This is a genomic window from Leptotrichia sp. oral taxon 215 str. W9775 (assembly GCF_000469505.1).
In the GTDB taxonomy this organism is placed as follows: domain Bacteria; phylum Fusobacteriota; class Fusobacteriia; order Fusobacteriales; family Leptotrichiaceae; genus Leptotrichia_A.
This window is the reverse complement of the sequence record NZ_KI272860.1, coordinates 173,984-192,841: the sequence shown is the minus strand read 5'-3', so window position 1 is coordinate 192,841 and position 18,858 is coordinate 173,984. Positions and strand designations below refer to the sequence as shown.

Annotated in this window: 19 protein-coding genes; 16 read left to right on the top strand and 3 right to left on the bottom strand. The window is 32.1% G+C overall.

Features of this window, described 5'->3' with window-relative positions; all coding sequences use genetic code 11:
* Window positions 1-21 precede the first annotated feature (21 nt).
* The 16 genes from HMPREF1984_RS07815 (at window position 22) to HMPREF1984_RS07740 (ending at window position 15,506) form a co-directional block, all read left to right on the top strand.
* On the top strand, window positions 22-702 hold the full coding sequence (locus HMPREF1984_RS07815) for a lipopolysaccharide assembly protein LapB (RefSeq protein WP_021767419.1): 681 nt from the start codon (window positions 22-24) through the stop codon (window positions 700-702).
* 47 nt (window positions 703-749) lie between these two features.
* Entirely contained in the window at window positions 750-1,895 is a 1,146-nt protein-coding gene (dprA, locus tag HMPREF1984_RS07810; RefSeq protein WP_021767418.1) for a DNA-processing protein DprA, read from the top strand.
* Between the two features lie 96 nt (window positions 1,896-1,991).
* Window positions 1,992-4,424 (top strand): type I DNA topoisomerase, encoded by a 2,433-nt coding sequence (topA, locus tag HMPREF1984_RS07805; protein ID WP_036100200.1) that lies wholly within the window; start codon window positions 1,992-1,994, stop codon window positions 4,422-4,424.
* Window positions 4,425-4,464: 40 nt separating this feature from the next.
* A complete protein-coding gene (xerA, locus tag HMPREF1984_RS07800) occupies window positions 4,465-5,484 on the top strand; it encodes a site-specific tyrosine recombinase/integron integrase (RefSeq protein ID WP_021767416.1) in 1,020 nt (339 codons plus the stop codon).
* A gap of 94 nt (window positions 5,485-5,578) precedes the next feature.
* Window positions 5,579-6,718: a ribosome biogenesis GTPase YqeH gene (gene yqeH / locus HMPREF1984_RS07795; protein WP_051314490.1), complete on the top strand. Its 1,140-nt coding sequence runs from the start codon at window positions 5,579-5,581 to the stop codon at window positions 6,716-6,718.
* A gap of 113 nt (window positions 6,719-6,831) precedes the next feature.
* A complete protein-coding gene (locus HMPREF1984_RS07790; RefSeq protein WP_021767414.1) occupies window positions 6,832-7,266 on the top strand; it encodes a hypothetical protein in 435 nt (144 codons plus the stop codon).
* Between the two features lie 40 nt (window positions 7,267-7,306).
* Window positions 7,307-8,080: an MBL fold metallo-hydrolase gene (locus HMPREF1984_RS07785; RefSeq protein WP_021767413.1), complete on the top strand. Its 774-nt coding sequence runs from the start codon at window positions 7,307-7,309 to the stop codon at window positions 8,078-8,080.
* A gap of 27 nt (window positions 8,081-8,107) precedes the next feature.
* The gene (locus HMPREF1984_RS07780; protein WP_021767412.1) at window positions 8,108-8,653 is read left to right on the top strand and encodes a uracil-DNA glycosylase family protein; all 546 of its coding nucleotides are present in this window, start codon (window positions 8,108-8,110) and stop codon (window positions 8,651-8,653) included.
* A gap of 137 nt (window positions 8,654-8,790) precedes the next feature.
* The gene (gene ychF / locus HMPREF1984_RS07775; RefSeq protein ID WP_021767411.1) at window positions 8,791-9,894 is read left to right on the top strand and encodes a redox-regulated ATPase YchF; all 1,104 of its coding nucleotides are present in this window, start codon (window positions 8,791-8,793) and stop codon (window positions 9,892-9,894) included.
* Between the two features lie 32 nt (window positions 9,895-9,926).
* Window positions 9,927-10,769: a mechanosensitive ion channel family protein gene (locus HMPREF1984_RS07770; RefSeq protein ID WP_021767410.1), complete on the top strand. Its 843-nt coding sequence runs from the start codon at window positions 9,927-9,929 to the stop codon at window positions 10,767-10,769.
* 1 nt (window position 10,770) lies between these two features.
* Window positions 10,771-11,391, top strand: coding sequence for an MBL fold metallo-hydrolase (locus HMPREF1984_RS07765; protein ID WP_036100197.1), 621 nt, complete (start codon window positions 10,771-10,773; stop codon window positions 11,389-11,391).
* A gap of 65 nt (window positions 11,392-11,456) precedes the next feature.
* Window positions 11,457-12,833 (top strand): PTS sugar transporter subunit IIC, encoded by a 1,377-nt coding sequence (locus tag HMPREF1984_RS07760; protein WP_021767408.1) that lies wholly within the window; start codon window positions 11,457-11,459, stop codon window positions 12,831-12,833.
* A gap of 243 nt (window positions 12,834-13,076) precedes the next feature.
* Window positions 13,077-13,847 (top strand): histidinol-phosphatase, encoded by a 771-nt coding sequence (locus tag HMPREF1984_RS07755; protein WP_021767406.1) that lies wholly within the window; start codon window positions 13,077-13,079, stop codon window positions 13,845-13,847.
* 31 nt (window positions 13,848-13,878) lie between these two features.
* Entirely contained in the window at window positions 13,879-14,370 is a 492-nt protein-coding gene (locus HMPREF1984_RS07750; protein ID WP_036100283.1) for an NUDIX hydrolase, read from the top strand.
* A gap of 18 nt (window positions 14,371-14,388) precedes the next feature.
* Window positions 14,389-14,820, top strand: coding sequence for a hypothetical protein (locus HMPREF1984_RS07745; RefSeq protein WP_036100195.1), 432 nt, complete (start codon window positions 14,389-14,391; stop codon window positions 14,818-14,820).
* Window positions 14,817-15,506: a M48 family metallopeptidase gene (locus tag HMPREF1984_RS07740; RefSeq protein ID WP_021767403.1), complete on the top strand. Its 690-nt coding sequence runs from the start codon at window positions 14,817-14,819 to the stop codon at window positions 15,504-15,506. Before HMPREF1984_RS07745 ends, HMPREF1984_RS07740 begins: the two co-directional genes overlap by 4 nt.
* A gap of 100 nt (window positions 15,507-15,606) precedes the next feature.
* Here the strand turns inward: HMPREF1984_RS07740 and HMPREF1984_RS07735 are convergent, their stop codons facing one another.
* The 3 genes from HMPREF1984_RS07735 to HMPREF1984_RS07725 all read right to left on the bottom strand — a co-directional run bounded on the left by HMPREF1984_RS07735 (window position 15,607) and on the right by HMPREF1984_RS07725 (window position 18,823).
* Window positions 15,607-16,557: an AEC family transporter gene (locus tag HMPREF1984_RS07735; protein ID WP_021767401.1), complete on the bottom strand. Its 951-nt coding sequence runs from the start codon at window positions 16,555-16,557 to the stop codon at window positions 15,607-15,609.
* A gap of 9 nt (window positions 16,558-16,566) precedes the next feature.
* Window positions 16,567-18,207 carry a malolactic enzyme gene (locus HMPREF1984_RS07730; protein WP_021767400.1) on the bottom strand — a complete coding sequence of 547 codons (1,641 nt, stop codon included), beginning with the start codon at window positions 18,205-18,207 and terminating at the stop codon, window positions 16,567-16,569.
* 124 nt (window positions 18,208-18,331) lie between these two features.
* The gene (locus tag HMPREF1984_RS07725) at window positions 18,332-18,823 is read right to left on the bottom strand and encodes a TlpA disulfide reductase family protein (protein WP_036100192.1); all 492 of its coding nucleotides are present in this window, start codon (window positions 18,821-18,823) and stop codon (window positions 18,332-18,334) included.
* Between the last annotated feature and the right edge of the window lie 35 nt (window positions 18,824-18,858).

Below are 18,858 nucleotides of genomic sequence, written 5' to 3'. Positions count from 1 at the left end.
TCATTTTGGAGGGATAATAAAATGAAAAAGAAAATAATGATATTGTCCATACTAATACTGGGAAGTGTTGTAATGGTAAGGGAAAGCTTGGCTGAAAAGGCAAATGAAGTACAAAAGGAAACAGAAAGTACTACAGTCAATCCTGGAGGAAAAAAAACAGATAATACTCCAGATACTGGAACTTCCCAAGCAACAGATAATACTGAAAATCAGGAAGTGGCAAAGGATCCGGAGGCGGCACCAAAAGCTGAAGATACAGGAACAGCACCTGTAACTCAGACAGATGATGTTTCAGACGGTTCAAAGTTTAAAACATATAACAGTTATGAAAGCGCAGTTCTTGCAAAAAAGAATGCAAGCTCAATTTATCAGCTTAGTCAGCTTTATTTTAAGGATGGACTTTATGAAAGAGCTGTAAATCTTGCAAAAAAAGATGTGTCAGGAGATATAAGAAATCTATTTGTTGTAGCTATAGGTTCAAGACTTCTAGGATATTATGACCAGTCTATTGATTACTACAATAGAATATTGGCAACTTCACCTAATCAGACTGAAGCAAAACTTGGAATAGGGATTGCATATAAGGCAAAAGGAGAATTTTCAAAAGCTTTAGGATACTTGAAAGACTATGCAAGATCAAATCCTAGTCAGGAAGTAGTAAAAGAGATAGCTGAGTTAAATGAACTGATTTCAAGCAAGTAAAAATATTATTAAAAATAAAAACTGAAAGCAAATAATGGGGGTTAATTGTGGGATGGTTAAAATTAAAGGAAGCTGGATTGAAGGACAGTCATATTAGGAAACTGATGAATATTTATAGTGAGTATGATGAACTGTTCCTTGAAGAAAATTTCAGGCTTTTTAATAGTGGACTTAAGAAAACTCTTGAAAAATCAAGAAATATAAATTTAGAAAATAAAACAGAATTATATGAAAGAAATAAAGTACGAATAATTGATGCAAACAGCCAGGGATATCCGCAAAAGTTAAAGGAACTTATAGATTATCCCCTGTTTTTGTATGTTAAGGGAAAAGATTTAAATAAAAAACTGGATAATGAAAGAAGAAACATTGCAGTAGTGGGGACAAGAAAAGTTACAAAATTTGGAAAGAGTGCATGTGAGAAGATAGTCAGGGAGTTACTGGAATATAATGTGACCTTGATTAGCGGTCTGGCAGAAGGAATTGACACAGTAGCTCTTTCAGCCTCAGTTGAAAAGGATGGAAGTAGTGTAGCTGTAGTAGGTAGTGGCCTTGATATTGTATATCCTTATGAAAATAAGATTTTATGGGAAAAAATAAGTGAAAAAGGAATACTGGTAAGTGAACATCCATTGGGAACAAAACCGCTGAAATGGAATTTTCCTAAAAGAAATAGGATAATAGCGGCACTGTCAGATGGAATACTTATAGCAGAAAGTTTTAAATCTGGAGGAGCTCTGATAACTGCAGAACTTGGATTTATGATGGACAAGGAAATATTTGCAGTTCCAGGTTTTATAAACTATCCTTCCTTTGAAGGCTGTAATAATCTCATAAAGGAAAATAAGGCAAAACTTATAACTACTGGAGAAGATATAGCAAAGGAATTTCTGTGGGATTTAAAAAATAGGAAAAGCAAGACAGACAAGCTGACTTGTGAAGAAAAAATCGTATTTTTACAGTTAAGTGAAGAACTTGGATTGGAAGAAATAATGAAAAAAATTCAGAATTTTAATACGAGTGATGATACAAGCAATGATAAGAACAAAAATACACTATTTGAAAATGAAGGTAAGGTAGAAGGAAATAAGGTTGAAATTCCTTTGAATAAACTGCTTTCAATACTGATGAGCCTAAAAGTAAAAGGACTTATAACAGAAACAGGAACTGCAAAATATATGAGAATAGTGTGATTCAGAAAAAATTCAAGAAATAAAAATTATAAAAATGAAAATAAAATATACTATATATAAAGAAACAAAGAGTAAAGGAATTATGAGGTGAGAATTTTGGCAAAAAAGCTTGTAATAGTGGAGTCGCCTTCTAAAGCAAAGACGATAGAAAAAATACTTGGAAAGGGATATGAAGTTACGGCATCTTATGGACATGTCATAGATCTGCCTAAAACAAAGATTGGAATAGATGTAGAAAATAACTTTGAACCTAAATACCAGGTAATAAAAGGAAAAGGTGAAGTTCTGAAAAAGCTGAAGGATAAGTCAAAAAAAGCTTCAACTGTATATCTGGCATCGGATCAGGATAGAGAAGGGGAAGCTATTGCATGGCATATATCCAATTATATTAAACAGCCTGAAAAAACAAAGAGAATAGAATTTAATGAAATTACAAAGACAGCTGTAAATAACGCCATAAAAAATCCTAGGAACATAAATGAAAATCTTGTAAATGCACAGCAGGCGAGAAGACTGCTTGATAGAATTGTGGGATATAAAATAAGTCCATTGTTATGGAAAACTATTAATAAAAATGCAAGTGCAGGAAGAGTACAGTCGGTTGCATTAAAGCTTATATGTGATCTGGAAGATGAAATAAGAAGTTTTGTTCCTCAGAAATATTGGGAGGTAAATGCCCTTCTTGAAAAGGAAATTAAAGTTAATCTTGTGGAAATTTTAGGAGAAAAGGTAGATAAGATATTTGATGAGGAAGTTGTCAAGAAACTTAAAAAGGATTTGAAGGGTAAATCTTTAACACTTGAAAGCGTGGAAGTAAAGAAAAAATCCCAAAGACCGCCGTTAGTGTTTAAGACTAGTACATTGCAGCAGCTGGCTTCATCATATCTCGGGTATGGAGCAACTAAAACAATGAGAATAGCCCAGCAGTTATATGAAGGGTTGTCGATTGATGGGGAAAACAGAGGATTAATAACATACATGAGAACAGATTCCACAAGGGTTTCAATGGATGCCATAAATATGGCTAAGGAATATATAACTGGCAAATATGGTAAGGAATATGTAGGATATTATGTTACAAAAAATTCCAAGTCAAATGTACAGGATGCCCATGAAGGAATAAGACCATCAGACATAAATCTTGAACCTGATGCAATACAGTCTTATCTGACAAATGACCAGTACAAGCTGTATAAATTAATCTGGAACAGATTTCTTGTATCACAGTTTGCAGCTATGAAATATGAGCAGATGCAGATAAATGCAGTGAATGGTGATTATAAATTTAGAGGAACTATAAATAAAGTAATTTTTGATGGATATTATAAAATCTTTAAAGAGGAAGATGAAATAAAAACTGCTGATTTTCCTGTACTTAAAGAAGGTGATGTCTATAATATAGAAAAACTTAATATTGAAGAAGGAATTACTAAGGCTCCTACAAGATATTCAGAAGCAACACTTGTAAAAAAACTGGAATCTGAAGGAATAGGGAGACCGTCAACTTATGCTTCAATAGTTGAAACACTGAAAACAAGGGAATATGTAGAAATTATAGAAAAAAGATTTCATCCGACATATCTTGGATATGAAGTGAAAAATGAACTGGAAAAGAACTTTCAGGATATAATGAATATAAAATTTACAGCAAATATGGAAGAAGACCTGGATAAAATAGAAGAAGGAAATGTCCAGTGGGTGGAACTTTTAAGAAATTTCTATAATTCGCTTGAAAAGGAAATCAGCAAATATGAGGTTGAGATTGAAAAAATTAAGGATAGAAGAATAGAATCTGATGTTCTTTCTTCTGATGGAAATCCAATGCTTTTAAAAACAGGAAGATTTGGAAAATATCTTGTTTCAGAAACAAATCCTGAAGAAAAGATAACATTGAAAAATATTCCGATAGAACCTGAACAGATGGAAGCAGGAAAGGTTTTCATAAAATCTGAAGTGGAAAAACTGATGGCTGATAAAATGGGAATTCCTACAGACTTCTTTACAGAAGATAACAAAAGATATGTTGTGAAAAAAGGAAGATTTGGAGAATATCTTGAAAGTGAAGACTTCAAAAATGATGAAAAAAGAATGTCACTTCCTTTACCAATAAAGCAGAAACTTAAAAAAGGTGAACTTAATACAGTTGACGGAATTCTTCAAATAAAGGATGAAATTACTGCCATTATTGATGAAGAAAGAAAAATTGTGGAAGAAGCCGGAGTATGTGAGAAATGTGGTAAACCATTTGAAATAAAAACAGGAAGATTTGGGAAATTTCTGGCGTGTACAGGTTATCCTGAATGTAAGACAATAAAGGCAATTCCGAAGGATAAGAAGAGAGCATCAAAAACTTCAGGAAAAAGTAAAACGGCAGCCGCATCAAAAGCTAAAAAGTCAACAGTAGCAGCTGAAGGTACTAAAAAAACTAAAAGTACAGCAAAGAAAACAGCAACTAAAAAGACGGCAACAAAAACTGCAGCAAAATCATCTGCAAAAAAGACAACTGGAACAAAAACAGGAAAGAAATAGAAATTAGTATCCTGAAGTAAATGGAAAAGAGGGTATTTTAATGGGAAAACAGCTTAGAAATGAAGATAAGGATAAAAAAAAATATGAAAACAGCAAAGTTAAGGATTTGGCTGTACATGCAGAAAAGTTTCTATATTATGAGGAAGTTATACTTGGAAAAAGTTATAATACAGTTAGAAGTTACAGAAGGGATATTTACCAGTTTATAGATTATCTGGATGAATATGAGGAAATAACTAAGTTTGATGAAGTTGAAACTATAACTGTGAGATCTTTTATAGCTTATCTGAATTCTGGAGATAAAAGCAGACAGGCAAGTACAGAAAGTAACGGAGAAAAAAAGGAAAAATCTGTGAATCCTGTATCTAAGCGAAGTATTAACAGAAAAATATCCGCACTTAGAACGTTTTTCAAATATCTTCAGGAAAAGCAGGTTGTAAAAGTTAATAAAATATCGTATATTGCAATGCCTAAATTTGAAAAGGAACTTCCAAATATATTAAATAAGGAGGATCTGAATAAACTTAGGGATGTCATAAATACAGAAAAAATAACAGGAGTAAGGGACAGACTTATTATTGAAATGCTATATTCAAGCGGAATGAGGGCAAGTGAACTGATAGATCTCAGTGAATATATGATAAATATTCCTGAGAGGGAAATAAGGGTAATTGGAAAAGGAGATAAGGAAAGAATTACTTTTTTCAGTGAAACTGCAAGAAAATGGCTTGAAAAGTATCTTTTAGATAAAAAGAAAGAATATGGAAATTACAGCAGGAAAACAGTTTTTACCAACAATAGAGGTGAAAAGCTGACAACCCGTTCATTGAGAAGGTTAATTTCAAATTATGCACAGAAGGCTGGAATACAGAAGGAAATAACGCCTCACGTATTCAGACATTCTTTTGCAACAGAACTGTTAAATAACGGAGTAGACATAAGATATTTACAGGAGCTGCTGGGACATAGCAGTATTTCTACAACACAGGTTTATACCCATGTAAGTAAGGCATTGCTGAAGGATATATATATGAAAACGCATCCTTTGGCAAAGGAGTAAGCTTGTAGGAGAAAGTGTATATGATATTTTCTAGCGTAAGTAAGTAGGATATAGTAGTACAGAAGATATAAAATATAAATAATTGGAGGAAATTTTGATTAGTAAAAAATGTACAGGTTGCGGAATGGAACTGCAATTTGAAGATGAAAAGAAGGAAGGATATGTTCCTGAAGAAAAATTTATAATGGAAGGGGATTTACTCTGCCAGAGATGTTTCAAAATAAAAAATTACGGGAAAAATTCAGTTAATAACTTTAAAAGTGAAGATTATTCAAAGGAAGTTTTAAACAGTGTAAAAAAATCTGATATAATTCTTCCGATATTTGATATAATAGATTTTGAAGGATCCTTCACTGAGGAAATCCTGGATTATTTAAGGGATTACAGGTCAATAGTCCTAGTAAATAAAACAGATTTATTGCCAGGATTTGTGCATCCGACTGAAATAGCCGACTGGATAAAGGACAGGCTTGCCGAGGAGGATATTGTTTCTGAAAATATTGCATTTATAAGTGCAAAAAGTAAATATGGAATAAATGGAGTAATAAGAAAAATAAAAAGTATTTTCCCTGATAAAAAAGTAAAGGCAGTGGTGCTTGGTGTTTCAAATGTTGGAAAATCTTCAGTTATAAATCTGCTGTTAGGTAAAAATAAAATAACAACTTCAAAATATTCAGGAACAACGTTAAAATCCATAAATAATAAAATACCTGATACAAATATAACAATAACAGATACTCCAGGACTTATACCAAAGGAAAAACGTCTGTCAGATATGATAAGCGTAGAAACAGGGTTAAAACTTGTTCCGGCAGGTGAAATATCTAGAAAGACTTTTAAACTTGAAGAAGGTCAGGTATTTATGTTTGATGCTTTCTGCTGGTTTAAGGTAAAGAAAAATAATATTGTAAATAAAACAGAGGAAGAAACAGGATATAAACCTATATTCTCTGCATATTCTTCAAAAAATGTAAAATTTCATCTTACAAAAGAAGAAAGAGTTAAAGAGCTGTTAGAGGGAGATTTCTTTGAGTTGTTAAAAGGTGAAGAAAAGAAAAAGTATTTTGAAAATGAATTTGTTACGTTTAAAACAACAGTTAAAGAAAATGAAGATCTGGTAATTTCCGGTCTTGGATGGATAAATGTCAAGAGAGGTCCTTTAACAATAGAACTGACAGTTCCTAAAGGGGTAAAAACAGTTGTGAGACCTTCGATTTTTAAGGGAAAAAAATAAATTAGAGAAAATATTTAAAATTATAATATAGAAAAGAAAAATATATAGTGAAGGTATTAAATTCAGTTTAAATATGGGGTTAAAAGAGGAATAACTAAAAATGGAGAAGAGATATGGCACTATATAATAACAATAAAGATGCAAATAAGACACTGAAAAATGTCATTGGAAGAGCGACGCTTTTTGTAATAATGGCAATTATATCGTTTTTTATTTCAGTTCATCTGTTTTCAGAAAAGGCAAAAGTAATAATAAAGGCAGATATTGAAGTTGAAACAGAAAAACTTTCAAATGCCATAAAAAATTATAAATCCAGGACAGGATTTTTTCCTGAATTAACAGGAAATGAAAATAATCTGGAAAATATTAAAAGTCCTGACGGGAAATATTCCTTTGATGTTTTTTATGGAGAAAAAAAACTTTTTGCTATTCCAGGGAATCTGGAAAAGGGAATAGAAGATTCAAATAGTGTGGTTTCAGTAAGAAATAATAAGGGCGGATGGTTGTATAATAAGACAGATGGAGAAGTAAATCCTAATATACAGTAAATTTGAGGTAAATTTATAGAATACGGAGAAACACAGGAAAATGAAATTTTCAATTTTAGGAAGTGGCAGCAGCGGAAATTCAAGTTATATAGAAATGGGAAAAAAGAAATTTCTGATTGATGCCGGATTCAGTGGAAAAAAAATTGCAGAAAAACTAAATAATATAGGAAGAAGAATAGAAGACATAGATGGTGTTTTTGTAACACATGAGCATTCAGATCATATTCAGGGACTGGGAGTAATTTCAAGGAAGTATGATATTCCAATATATCTTCATGAAATTACCTATGGAATGATTAGGGAAAAGATAGGGAAAATAGACCCTAAAAATATAAATTTCCTGAGGGAAGATAAGGTATCCTTTGAAGAATGCACAGTAAATAACTTTGAAGTAATGCACGATGCTGAAAAGTGTCTCGGCTTTACTTTTGAATATGATAATAAAAAATTGGCATATGCAAGTGATGTAGGGTGTACAAACAACATAATAAAAGAAAACTTTAAAAATAGCGATGTAATAGTGGTGGAAAGTAATTATGACTATAATATGCTTATGACAGGGCCATATCACTGGGAACTGAAAAACAGGGTAAAGGGAAGAAATGGGCACTTGTCTAATGCAGAGGCTTCAAAGCTGATTTCTCAAGTAATGTCAGATAAACTGAAAAAAATTTATCTGATGCATATAAGTAAGGATAACAATACTCCGGAACTTGCGTATAATACTTTGCATGAAATTCTTGAGAGGGAAAACAGAAGTAACCTTGAAATAGAAATAGTCACTGAAAATGAGACAACAATGTATCACATTTGAAATTGAGATAAATGAGGTTGAAAATAAATGTGGAATGACTTGGAAATGGAAATAGAAATATGCAGTAAATGTGCTCTGGAAAGAGTAAGGAAAAATCCTGTAGCCGGGAAGGGAAATAAAGAGGCAAAAATACTGTTTGTAATGGATAGCATAAGTACAGAAGAAGATAATAGAAATGAACTTCTTACAGATAAAAATGGAGAATATTTTATGAAATTTCTTGAATATGCAAAGCTTAATCTGGAAAAATGCTATTTTACAACTTTGACAAAATGCAGTTCACGAGGAGAAATTATTGAAAAAAACAGTATTTCCAAATGCAGGGATTTTCTTACAGGTCAGATTGCATTGCTGAATCCTTCATATATAGTGACGGTGGGAGAAAATCCTACAAGAAGTTTTATAAAGGAAAAGGAAGATATAAAAGAAATGGTAGGAAACAGTTACCGTTATATAGGTGATATGTGGATAGTGCCTGTTTTCGATATTCCTTATCTTTTTAAGGCGACTGACAAGGAAAAATGGAAGCTTATTAAGATTTTAACTAAACTTGAAAAAAGTGTGGAACTTTAAGGTTAAGTAAATTTAAAAGTCAGTATTATGATAAAATGAATGTAAAAAATAAAAAAATTTATAAGTAACTGAAATAAAGGAAAGGAGATGTATGCAGTGAAAGCAATATAGCTTAAACTGTCAATACAAACTGATAAATGATAGGAATAGGTATAGTAGGGCTTCCTAACGTAGGAAAGTCAACATTGTTTAACGCAATAACAAAAACTCAGAATGCGGAGGCGGCAAATTATCCGTTTGCGACGATAGAACCAAATGTGGGGCTGGTAAGTGTCCCGGATGTTAGACTTAAGGAGTTGGAAAAAGTAGTAAATCCTCAGAGAACATTAGGTGCAACTGTGGAATTTGTGGATATTGCAGGACTTGTAAAAGGAGCATCAAAAGGTGAAGGACTGGGGAATCAGTTTTTATCCAATATAAGAAACACTGCTGCAATCTGTCAGGTTGTAAGATGTTTTGATGATGACAATATTATTCACGTTGAAGGAAGTGTGGATCCTATAAGGGATATAGAAACTATAAATACTGAATTAATATTTGCAGATATAGATACTGTTGAAAGAGCTCTGCAAAAGAACAGTAAGCTTGCAAGAGGTGGAAATGCTGAAGGAAAAGAATTGCTTGCAGTTCTTGAAAAATGTAAAAAACATCTGGAAGATTTTAAACTGTTAAAGACGCTGGAATTTACCCAAAGGGAAACTGAACTGATAAGAGTATACCAGTTCCTTACATTGAAGCCTATGATGTTTGCAGCTAATATTTCTGAAGATGATCTGACTAATAAAGTAGAAAATGATTATGTAAAAAAAGTAAGGGAATTTGCCGCTTCTCATGATAGTGAAGTAGTTACTTTTTCAGCAAAGGTTGAAGCTGAACTTATAGAAATAGAAGATGAAGAAGAAAGACAGATGTTCATAGATGAACTTGGAATAACTGAACCTAGTCTTAACAGACTTATAAGAGGAGGATTTAAGCTTCTTGGCCTTATCACTTATTTTACTGCAGGTGAAAAGGAAGTAAGAGCTTGGACTATAAAACAGGGAACAAACGCCCAGAAAAGTGCAGGAGAAATTCATACTGATATAGAAAAAGGATTTATAAGGGCAGAAGTTGTAGCTTATGAAAAGTTCATTGAATATAATGGATGGCAAGGTGCAAAGGAAAAAGGGGCAATGCGTCTGGAAGGTAAAGAGTATGTTGTAAATGACGGAGATGTAATGTATTTCAGATTTAATGTATAGGTAAATTTTTAGAATATGGGGAGATACTTAGAATGGAAAATTTTCAAAAATTTTTTGAGTGGAAAAACTTATCTCAGTTTTTACAGACAAATTTATTAAAAATTGCAATAATATTAGTTGCATTAAAAATATCAGGAATGCTGAAAAAGTATGTAGACAAAATGTTAAAATCTATAATGGAAAAGGCTAAGATGGATAAAAGTGTGTCTTCTTTCCTGCTTTCAGCATTTTCGATACTTTATTATGTTGTTCTGACTTATGTACTTATTGGTTTTTTAGGTATTAATGTGTCATCAATAACAACGTTTCTAGGAGCGGCAGGAATAGTTCTAGGATTTGCTTTTAAGGAAACTCTTGGAAATATTTGCGGAGGATTAATAATCTTAACATTTAAACCTTTTAAAGTAGGAGATATGATAGAGTTCAAAAACTATATAGGGGAAGTTAGAAGTATAGAACTTTTTTATACAAGAATAAAAACACCTCAAAATGAACAGGTTATAATTCCAAATGGAATGATAACGAGTAATGAACTTAGAAATATGACAAAGGAAAAGGTCAGAAGGCTGGATCTTAAAATAGGAGTATCATATAAAAGTGATATTTTAAAGGTTAAGAAGGTATTGAGGGAAATTATAGATGAGGAAATAAAAGGGCAGGATAAATTGATACTGAGATCCCCTGAACCTACAATAGGTGTACTTGCACTGGCAGAATCGGCAATTATTTTCTGTGTATACGTGTATACTAAAAGTGAAAACTATTTTACTTTACAGCTAAGAATGAATGAAAGAATAAAAATAAAATTTGATGAGAATAATATTGAAATACCATATCCACAAGTGGATGTGCATATTTCAAAAGGAGGAGAGTAAGATGCACGTGGAATTATTTATGAATCAGAAAACTAATGGGAACAGTTATGTTGTGGATGACGGAAAAGACTGCTATATTGTTGATCCGGGAGGATTTGACATGTCTTCCCTGTTAAATTATATTGATGAAAAGAAGTTTAATCTGTCAGGAATTTTACTTACACATGGTCATTATGACCATATAATAGGAATACCTGAAATAATAGCTTATAAAGATGTTCCTGTTTATATAAGTGAAAAAGACTATGATTTCTTATATGATTCAAGTTTATCGCTGACACTGTGGATAGATATGGACTTTAAACTGGCAAAGGAAATAAAGGTCATCAAACTGAAAGAAGGAGATGAAGTTTTCGGATTTAAAGTGATAGAAACTCCTGGTCATACTCATGGGGGAGTTTGTTATTATAATGAAAAGGAAAAAATACTTATGTCAGGAGATACAATATTCAAAGCAAATTATGGAAGAACTGACCTGCCTACAGGAAACAGGGCTGACATGAAAAAATCAATAGAAAGATTGTTTGAACTTCCAGGAGATACAGTGGCATATCCAGGACATGGAGGAGAAGTAACTATAGCACAGAATAGGGATTATTTTGAATATTTAGTAAAAATCTAATATTTTATTATTGAAATTCCATAAAAATAGGGTATACTTTAATATAAAAATTAAAGGAGGACGTTATGAAAAAATTTACAGACTGGATGGAACAGAAATTTGTTCCAAAAGCGGCAAAAATAGCATCACAAAGATTTCTTGTAGCTATTAAGGATTCTTTCATTGCAATAATGCCTATTACTATGGTTGGTTCAATAGCAGTGCTGCTGAACGTATTTTTTAGAGATTTACCTAGAAGTTGGGGACAGGACAGCTTTGTAGAGCTTATGACACCGTTAATTAACATAAACGGTATAGTGTGGTTTGCCTCAATAGCAATATTATCATTGGCATTTGTAATAGCTCTAGGATATAATGTAGCGAAAAGCTATGAAGTGAATCCGGTGGCAGGAGCTTTAGTTGCATTTGCATCATTTGTGGCGTTTTTGCCTCAGGAAGCAAGCTTTGAAGCTGAAGTAAACGGAGTTAAACAGGCAGTTTCTTCATGGGGATTCATAAATGTAGACTATCTTGGTGCAAAAGGGTTATTTCCTGCAATGATTATCGGACTTGTTTCTACAATAATATATTCAAAACTAATGAAGAGTAAACTTACAATTAAATTACCTGATTCAGTACCACCGGCAGTAAGCAAAGCATTTGCTTCAATCATTCCAGGAGTTGTGGCAATTTACGTTTGTGCAATATTATCACATGTAATTGTGGCGGCAACAGGAAGTACATTAAATGATCTGATAGCAAAATATATTCAGGCACCATTGCTTGGATTATCACAAGGTATGTTCTCAGTAGTATTGCTTTCATTCCTTGTTCAGCTTTTCTGGTTCTTTGGATTGCATGGCCACAATGTACTGGCTCCGATAATGGACGGAATTTATCAGCCGGCATTACTTGCAAACGTAGAACATATGGCAAAGGGTGGAGCAGTAAAAGATCTTCCTTATATATGGACAAGAGGATCATTTGATGCGTATCTGCAAATGGGTGGTTCAGGAATAACAATAGCATTAATTTTTGCAATATATCTTTTCAGTAAGAGAAAAGAATATAAGACAGTTGCAAAATTATCTACTCCAATGGCAATTTTCAATATTAATGAACCTGTAATATTTGGAATTCCGTTAGTACTGAATCCAATATACATAATTCCATTCCTGTTGGCTCCAACTGTGTGTGCAATAATTGCCTATACAGCAACAGTTATAGGATTAATTCCACCGGTATATGTTGTAGTTCCATGGGTTCTACCTCCAGGAATATATGCATTCTTTGCAACAGGAGGTTCAATAATGGCTGCAATAGTTTCATTATTTAATGTATTTGTGGCATTTGTTATATGGACACCGTTTGTAATAATAGCCAATAGAATGGCAGAAGAAAAGAAAAATTCAGAAAATTCAGATCTGGATGATGAAAGTTTAGAAAATATAACATTAGATTAATAGTTAATTTATTAGAAAAGAACTGTTTTTAGGGAAAACAGTATACTGATTTTAAAAATTATGGTTAAAGTCAGTGTATCTGTAATCTTTAGGCAGTTCTTTTAAAATATATGGATTTAATATGAAAGGATTGAAAGAAAGATAAAAATATCTTGAAATTATAGATAGGAAAAAGTATAATATATTTATACTTTTAGTAATAAGTATTAAAATATGAAATAAGAAATATGGAAGGATAAATAAATGAAAACAAATTTTCATACACATAATTATAGATGTGGGCACGCCGTTGGAAATGTAGAAGATTATGTAAAGGTTGCCATAAATGAGGGATATTCTGAACTGGGAATATCAGACCATTCACCTGTACCTGATTATTATCAGGACAGAATGAAAATAGAAGAACTTGAGGAATATCTTCTGGAAATAGAAGAAGCTCAGAAAAAATACGGAGATAAAATAAAAATATACAAATCTCTTGAAATAGAATATTTTCCTGAATGGCAGGAATATTATAAGGAACTTAAAGGGAAGCTGGATTATCTCATATTGGGACTTCATGCCTTCAGAATTGAAGGGGAAAGCAAGATTTATAATGCCTGGAATATTAAGGAAGATAGTCATGTGCTGGCATATGGAAAATATATGGTGGAAGCAATAGAATCAGGAAATTTTGATTATATAGCTCATCCTGATTTATATATGGTAAATTATAGAAACTGGACAGAAAGCTGTATTGAAGCGGCACATATGATATGCAAGGCGGCTGAGAAACATGATGTTCCATTAGAAGTAAATGCCAATGGAATAAGAAAGACATTAGTGAGACATCCGGATTGGGACAGATATATGTATCCATATAAGGAATTCTGGGAAATAGCTGCAAAATATAATATTCGTACAATAATAGGCTCTGATACGCATGATTTCATGGAAATGGAAGACAAGGCTATGGAATTGGCGAGGGAGTTTGCAAAAGAATTGGGATTGAATGTGATTGAGAGTATATTTTAATAGAATAACTGTAAAAAGAAAGGAATACAAAATGGAAAATTTCAGATTTTTAAAGGGTGCAAAAATGATACATCCTACAACAGGGATAACACTGGAATATTTAGATAAGTCACATGCAGTATGTTTTGTACTGTTTAATGAAACAAAGGAAAAAGTAATACTTGTAAAGCAGTTTAGACCGGGACCGAAGGATTATACTCTTGAAGTGGTTGCAGGACTTATAGATGCGGGAGAAGATCCAAGAACAGCGGCATTTAGGGAACTGAGAGAGGAAACTGGTTATACTGAGGAAGATATTACAGATTTTGAAGAACTTAAGAAGGGACTGTTTGTTTCTCCGGGATACACTACGGAAAATCTTTTCTTTTTCAGTGCAAGATTGAAGTCAGATTCGATAAAACCAAAAGAACTTTCTTTGGATGAAGGGGAAGAAATTGTAGTTGAATGGATAAATGTAAAGGATATTGTTGAGAAATCTAACGATATGAAAACATTGTTTGGAGTTATTTATTTTTCAAAATAATATCAGAGAGAGGTCATAATGAGAATAGTAAATTTTATACTTTTATACTTTATTATATATTTTCTGATAAGAAGAATGCATAAAAAAATAAAGCTGAAATTTGAAAAGCTGGAGGAACTGGAAGGGGAATTTATATATACATATCTGATGAAATTCTCAAAAAAGGAAATTTATTTCAGACTGGATGAAATAAAGACAGTGTTTTTCACAAGAATGATTATAAAAAATGATGAATTTGACAAATTGACATTATTTATTATTCTTGAAGATGATTATGCCGTAAGACTTCAGAAAAAGGAAAATATAATATTATTTTTTAAAAGCTGTAAAGAAAATAATCCTGAAATGTATGACAAGTTTCTAAAAAATGCCCCGATGGGGATAAATATTTCTGCAATAATGGATAAGGAAATAGAGAATTATAAGGAAAAACAGAAAGGTAACAAATGAAGATAGAAAAAATTCTGGGATATGATATCCATAGAAAAAAAGTAAAAAATATAAACCTGAGGATAAATCAGAATATGGAAGTTTATATCTCAGCACCTTTAAATCTGCATAGCAGTTACATAGAAAATTTTATACGTTCAAAGGAAGAATGGATAAAAAAAGTGCTGAATAAGGTGGAAAATGCAAAATCACAGCAGAAGGAGTATGAATATATAACTGGTGAAATACATAAATTAGCTGGTAGGGAGTATGTTTTAAAAGTAAGAATAGGAAATGTAAACAGAGTAAGCTTGAACAGGGAAACTAATGAAATATTACTCGTAACAAATAGTGAAAATGTTGAAAATAAAAAGAAAATAATGGATAAATGGTATTTTGAATGTGCCAGAAAATTATTTCCTGATGTTGTGGATAAATGGCTTAAAATTCTTGGTGAAAGTATAGAACATCTGTCAATCAAGCCAATGAAGACAAGATGGGGATCGTGTAACTATAATAAAAGATATATAAATCTTAATACAGAACTAGTAAAAAGAACTCCATTTGAGATTGAATATGTTGTATTACATGAACTTGCACACCTGAAATATCCTAATCATGGAAAAGGATTTTACAATTACGTGGAAAATTATATGCCAAATTACAAAAAGGCTGAGAAAATGTTAAATGCAAAACATTATTATTAAAAAAGAGAAAATAGAAAGAACATATCTTGATAAATATGAATTTAAAAGATATGTTCTTAATTTTTTGCTTTATTTCAGTCAGTTTAAATTACATTTTATACTATTTAAATAAACTTGTTATGACAGCAACTACAATAGCAAATAATACAGTACTTGTAGTGACTACATTTGTTGCATATTTTACGTCTCCATTTGACTCGTTTGCCAATATAGGTAACACTGCCAGTGCTGGAGCAGAAGCTTGTATTATGTAGGTCTTGCTCTCAAGTGCAGGCATTGTTCCTGATATTTTTGTTCCTAAAATTATTAGTATGACCATTATACAAGGTGACATTATAAATCTTCCTAGAAGTGCAAAAATAGTATCTTTATCAAAATGAATACTTTTTAATCCCGCATCTGATAATACAATTCCAATATATATTAATGAAAGTGGAGTGACAATATTTCCGGTATAAGTAAGTGCAGAATGTATAAAATCTGGCACTGGAATTTTAAATACAAGGAATATAAGGGCAACTAGAAATCCTAGTAAAGGTGGAGGTAAAAGTTTTTTCCAATTAAATCCTTTTTTTGTTTTAGTTTTTTCAGGATTATCATTTTCAATAAGTATAACTCCAAAAGCCCATGTAGAAACTGTATTAGTTATATAATATACTAGGAAATAAGGTAAACTTTCATTTCCAAAAAGCGCTATATTCAATGGCAATCCAATGAATATAGTATTTGCATTAACAACAGTATTTATAAAGGTACCTCTTCTACCAGATTTAACTTTAAGTATTTTTACCATTATCCATGCAATGATATATCCCATAATTACAGATAAAAATGTATAAATCAATCCTCCGGATAATGAAATAAGTTTTTCAATTGTCAGGTATTTAAGGACAGAAACAAAAATAGAAGCAGGTAAGGCAACATTCATAATCAATCTTGATACATTGCTGCTAAAACCATCATCAAACCATTTTTTTTCTTTTAAAATATATCCTAATAGAATAATTAAAATTATAGAAAGTATACTTTCTAGTGAAGTAAGAAAAGCCATAGAACCCTCCTATTTTTTAATTTCATTATATTCCGCTTTCCATTTTAAAGCTTTTATTGCCTTTTCTATGTCATCAACAGGTTTTTTATTCAGTTTTTCTTCCAGAGCACATTTTCCAACTGCTAATGCAACTGTTTCTGAAAATTCAGTTAATTTAGATACAGGTGGAAGTACAGCTGCTCCAGGCTTAGAAGTATCTACAATTCCTCCAAGTGAATGAGCTGCAGCTGAAATCATTTTATCAGTCAGAATTCTTGCTTCTGATGCCAGTACTCCCAATCCTAATCCAGGATAAATCAAAGCATTGTTTGCTTGCCCGATTTCATACGTAATTCCTTTAAATTCAATAGGGTCATATGGAATTCCTGTAGCTATAAGAGCTTTTCCGTCAGTCCATTCGAGTAAATCCTGAGCTGTAGCTTCTGCCAGCTTAGTAGGATTACTTAAAGGAAATATTATAGGACGTTCTTTATAGGAAGCCATTTCCTGTACGATTTCCTTAGTAAATGTTCCAGGAACAGTAGAAGTTCCAACTAAAATTGTAGGATGTACAGCCTTTACTGCGGCAGTAAGGTTAGTCAGTTCATCTGCATTAGGAAATTCAGAACGCTTACGTGCAAAAGGTTTCTGTTCAGGTGTAAGGTCATCCATATCATCAAATAAAAGTCCCTGTTTATCTACCATATAAAATCTTTTGTATGCTTCTTCTTCTGAAAGTCCTTCCTGAACCATTTCATCAAAAATACGTCTTGTAATTCCTGCACCAGCTGTTCCGGCACCAAAACACATATATTTCTGATTAGTAAGTTTTTCACCGCTAATTTTAAGTCCTCCTAAGATTCCTGCCAGTGTTATAATTCCTGTTCCTTGAATATCATCATTAAAGGTAGCTATGTTTTCCTTATACTTATTTAATATATTTGCAGCATTTGAACGGCCAAAATCTTCCCAGTGGAGATAAAGTTTAGGAAATAATTTTTCTACAGTCTGAACAAATTTATCAATAAAATCATAGTATCTGTCACCTCTTATACGATTATGACGGTTTCCAAGGTAAAGAGGATCGTTAAGTAAAGACTCACGGTTTGTTCCCACATCAAGGACAACAGGAAGGACACTTTCAGGATTTATTCCTGCTGCTGCAGTATAAACCATAAGTTTTCCTACAGAAATATCAACACCGTTTGTTCCCCAATCTCCAATTCCTAATATTCCTTCAGCATCAGTAACTACAATAAGCTGTATTTCTCTCCCGTCTGCTGCATTTTTTAATGTCTCTTCCATACTTTCAGGTTCATCTATTGAAAGGAAAGCTGCATTTTGTGGATTTACAAATAATTCACTGTAATTTTCAATACTTTCTGCAATTACAGGATCATAAACAATAGGCATAAATTCTACAACATGCTGACTGAATAAGTAGTAGAATAATGTTCTGTTAGTATTGAAAATTTCCATTAAAAAATGACGTTTTTCAATAAGTGGACTTTTCTTCTGGAATTGTCCATAGGCTTGTTCCGCCTGTTCTTCAATAGTCTGAACATATGGTGGAAGAAGCCCCATTAATCCAAATTTTTTACGTTCTTCCTTTGTGAAGGCAGTTCCTTTGTTTAAAAAAGGATTGTTTAAAATTTCGTACGCTTTTTTCATATTCCCATCTCCTTATATATTTATAAAAATACAGGAAGTTACCTAGTTTTTATAAATGTAGATAATTCCTGTATTTTATTATATAAAATTATACTGTTAGGACTTTTTTAATCCAAATTTTTTATTAATCCATAAACATTTCGTTTAATCCTTCAAGAGACATAGTTCCTTCAGAAATATCTTCAATTACAGATTTTCTTATTTTCAAGTTGAATGGTACTCCCTTAACTTTGAATCCATTTACAATTGATTTGTCAAAATCATAGAAAACAGGGAAAGTATATTTGTTACTTTCAACAAATTTTCTTGCCTCCAATAGGGAGCTTCTATTACTTATAAATACCACAACTACATTTACTCTATCCTTGTTTTCGTCGTAGAATTTCTGAACTGCAGGCAATTCTTCGTGACAATCAGGACACCATTCAGCTGCTACCACAAATAAAGTAGGTTTGCTGCTATTGAAAAACTTTCTGCTTTTTACTTTTTGTGCTCTGAAGTCCTTTAATTCAAAATTAGGAACTTTAGAACCTTTTTCAACATTAATATCAAGTGTATTACCGTATCCAAACATGAATACCATAAATAATGATAAGATAACTAATAATTTTTTCATCTTTACTTCCTTTCCTACAATTAATGTATTTTGTT

Excerpts from the sequence above, each read along its gene's own strand:
- HMPREF1984_RS07755 (WP_021767406.1), top strand. The coding sequence starts at position 13,077 with ATGAAAACAAATTTTCATACACATAATTATAGATGTGGGCACGCCGTT.
- HMPREF1984_RS07730 (WP_021767400.1), bottom strand. The coding sequence starts at position 18,207 with ATGAAAAAAGCGTACGAAATTTTAAACAATCCTTTTTTAAACAAAGGA.
- HMPREF1984_RS07780 (WP_021767412.1), top strand. The coding sequence starts at position 8,108 with ATGTGGAATGACTTGGAAATGGAAATAGAAATATGCAGTAAATGTGCT.
- ychF (WP_021767411.1), top strand. The coding sequence starts at position 8,791 with ATGATAGGAATAGGTATAGTAGGGCTTCCTAACGTAGGAAAGTCAACA.
- HMPREF1984_RS07745 (WP_036100195.1), top strand. The coding sequence starts at position 14,389 with ATGAGAATAGTAAATTTTATACTTTTATACTTTATTATATATTTTCTG.
- HMPREF1984_RS07725 (WP_036100192.1), bottom strand. The coding sequence starts at position 18,823 with ATGAAAAAATTATTAGTTATCTTATCATTATTTATGGTATTCATGTTT.
- xerA (WP_021767416.1), top strand. The coding sequence starts at position 4,465 with ATGGGAAAACAGCTTAGAAATGAAGATAAGGATAAAAAAAAATATGAA.
- HMPREF1984_RS07770 (WP_021767410.1), top strand. The coding sequence starts at position 9,927 with ATGGAAAATTTTCAAAAATTTTTTGAGTGGAAAAACTTATCTCAGTTT.
- HMPREF1984_RS07760 (WP_021767408.1), top strand. The coding sequence starts at position 11,457 with ATGAAAAAATTTACAGACTGGATGGAACAGAAATTTGTTCCAAAAGCG.
- HMPREF1984_RS07785 (WP_021767413.1), top strand. The coding sequence starts at position 7,307 with ATGAAATTTTCAATTTTAGGAAGTGGCAGCAGCGGAAATTCAAGTTAT.
- HMPREF1984_RS07735 (WP_021767401.1), bottom strand. The coding sequence starts at position 16,557 with ATGGCTTTTCTTACTTCACTAGAAAGTATACTTTCTATAATTTTAATT.
- HMPREF1984_RS07765 (WP_036100197.1), top strand. The coding sequence starts at position 10,771 with ATGCACGTGGAATTATTTATGAATCAGAAAACTAATGGGAACAGTTAT.
- HMPREF1984_RS07740 (WP_021767403.1), top strand. The coding sequence starts at position 14,817 with ATGAAGATAGAAAAAATTCTGGGATATGATATCCATAGAAAAAAAGTA.
- HMPREF1984_RS07815 (WP_021767419.1), top strand. The coding sequence starts at position 22 with ATGAAAAAGAAAATAATGATATTGTCCATACTAATACTGGGAAGTGTT.
- HMPREF1984_RS07790 (WP_021767414.1), top strand. The coding sequence starts at position 6,832 with ATGGCACTATATAATAACAATAAAGATGCAAATAAGACACTGAAAAAT.
- HMPREF1984_RS07750 (WP_036100283.1), top strand. The coding sequence starts at position 13,879 with ATGGAAAATTTCAGATTTTTAAAGGGTGCAAAAATGATACATCCTACA.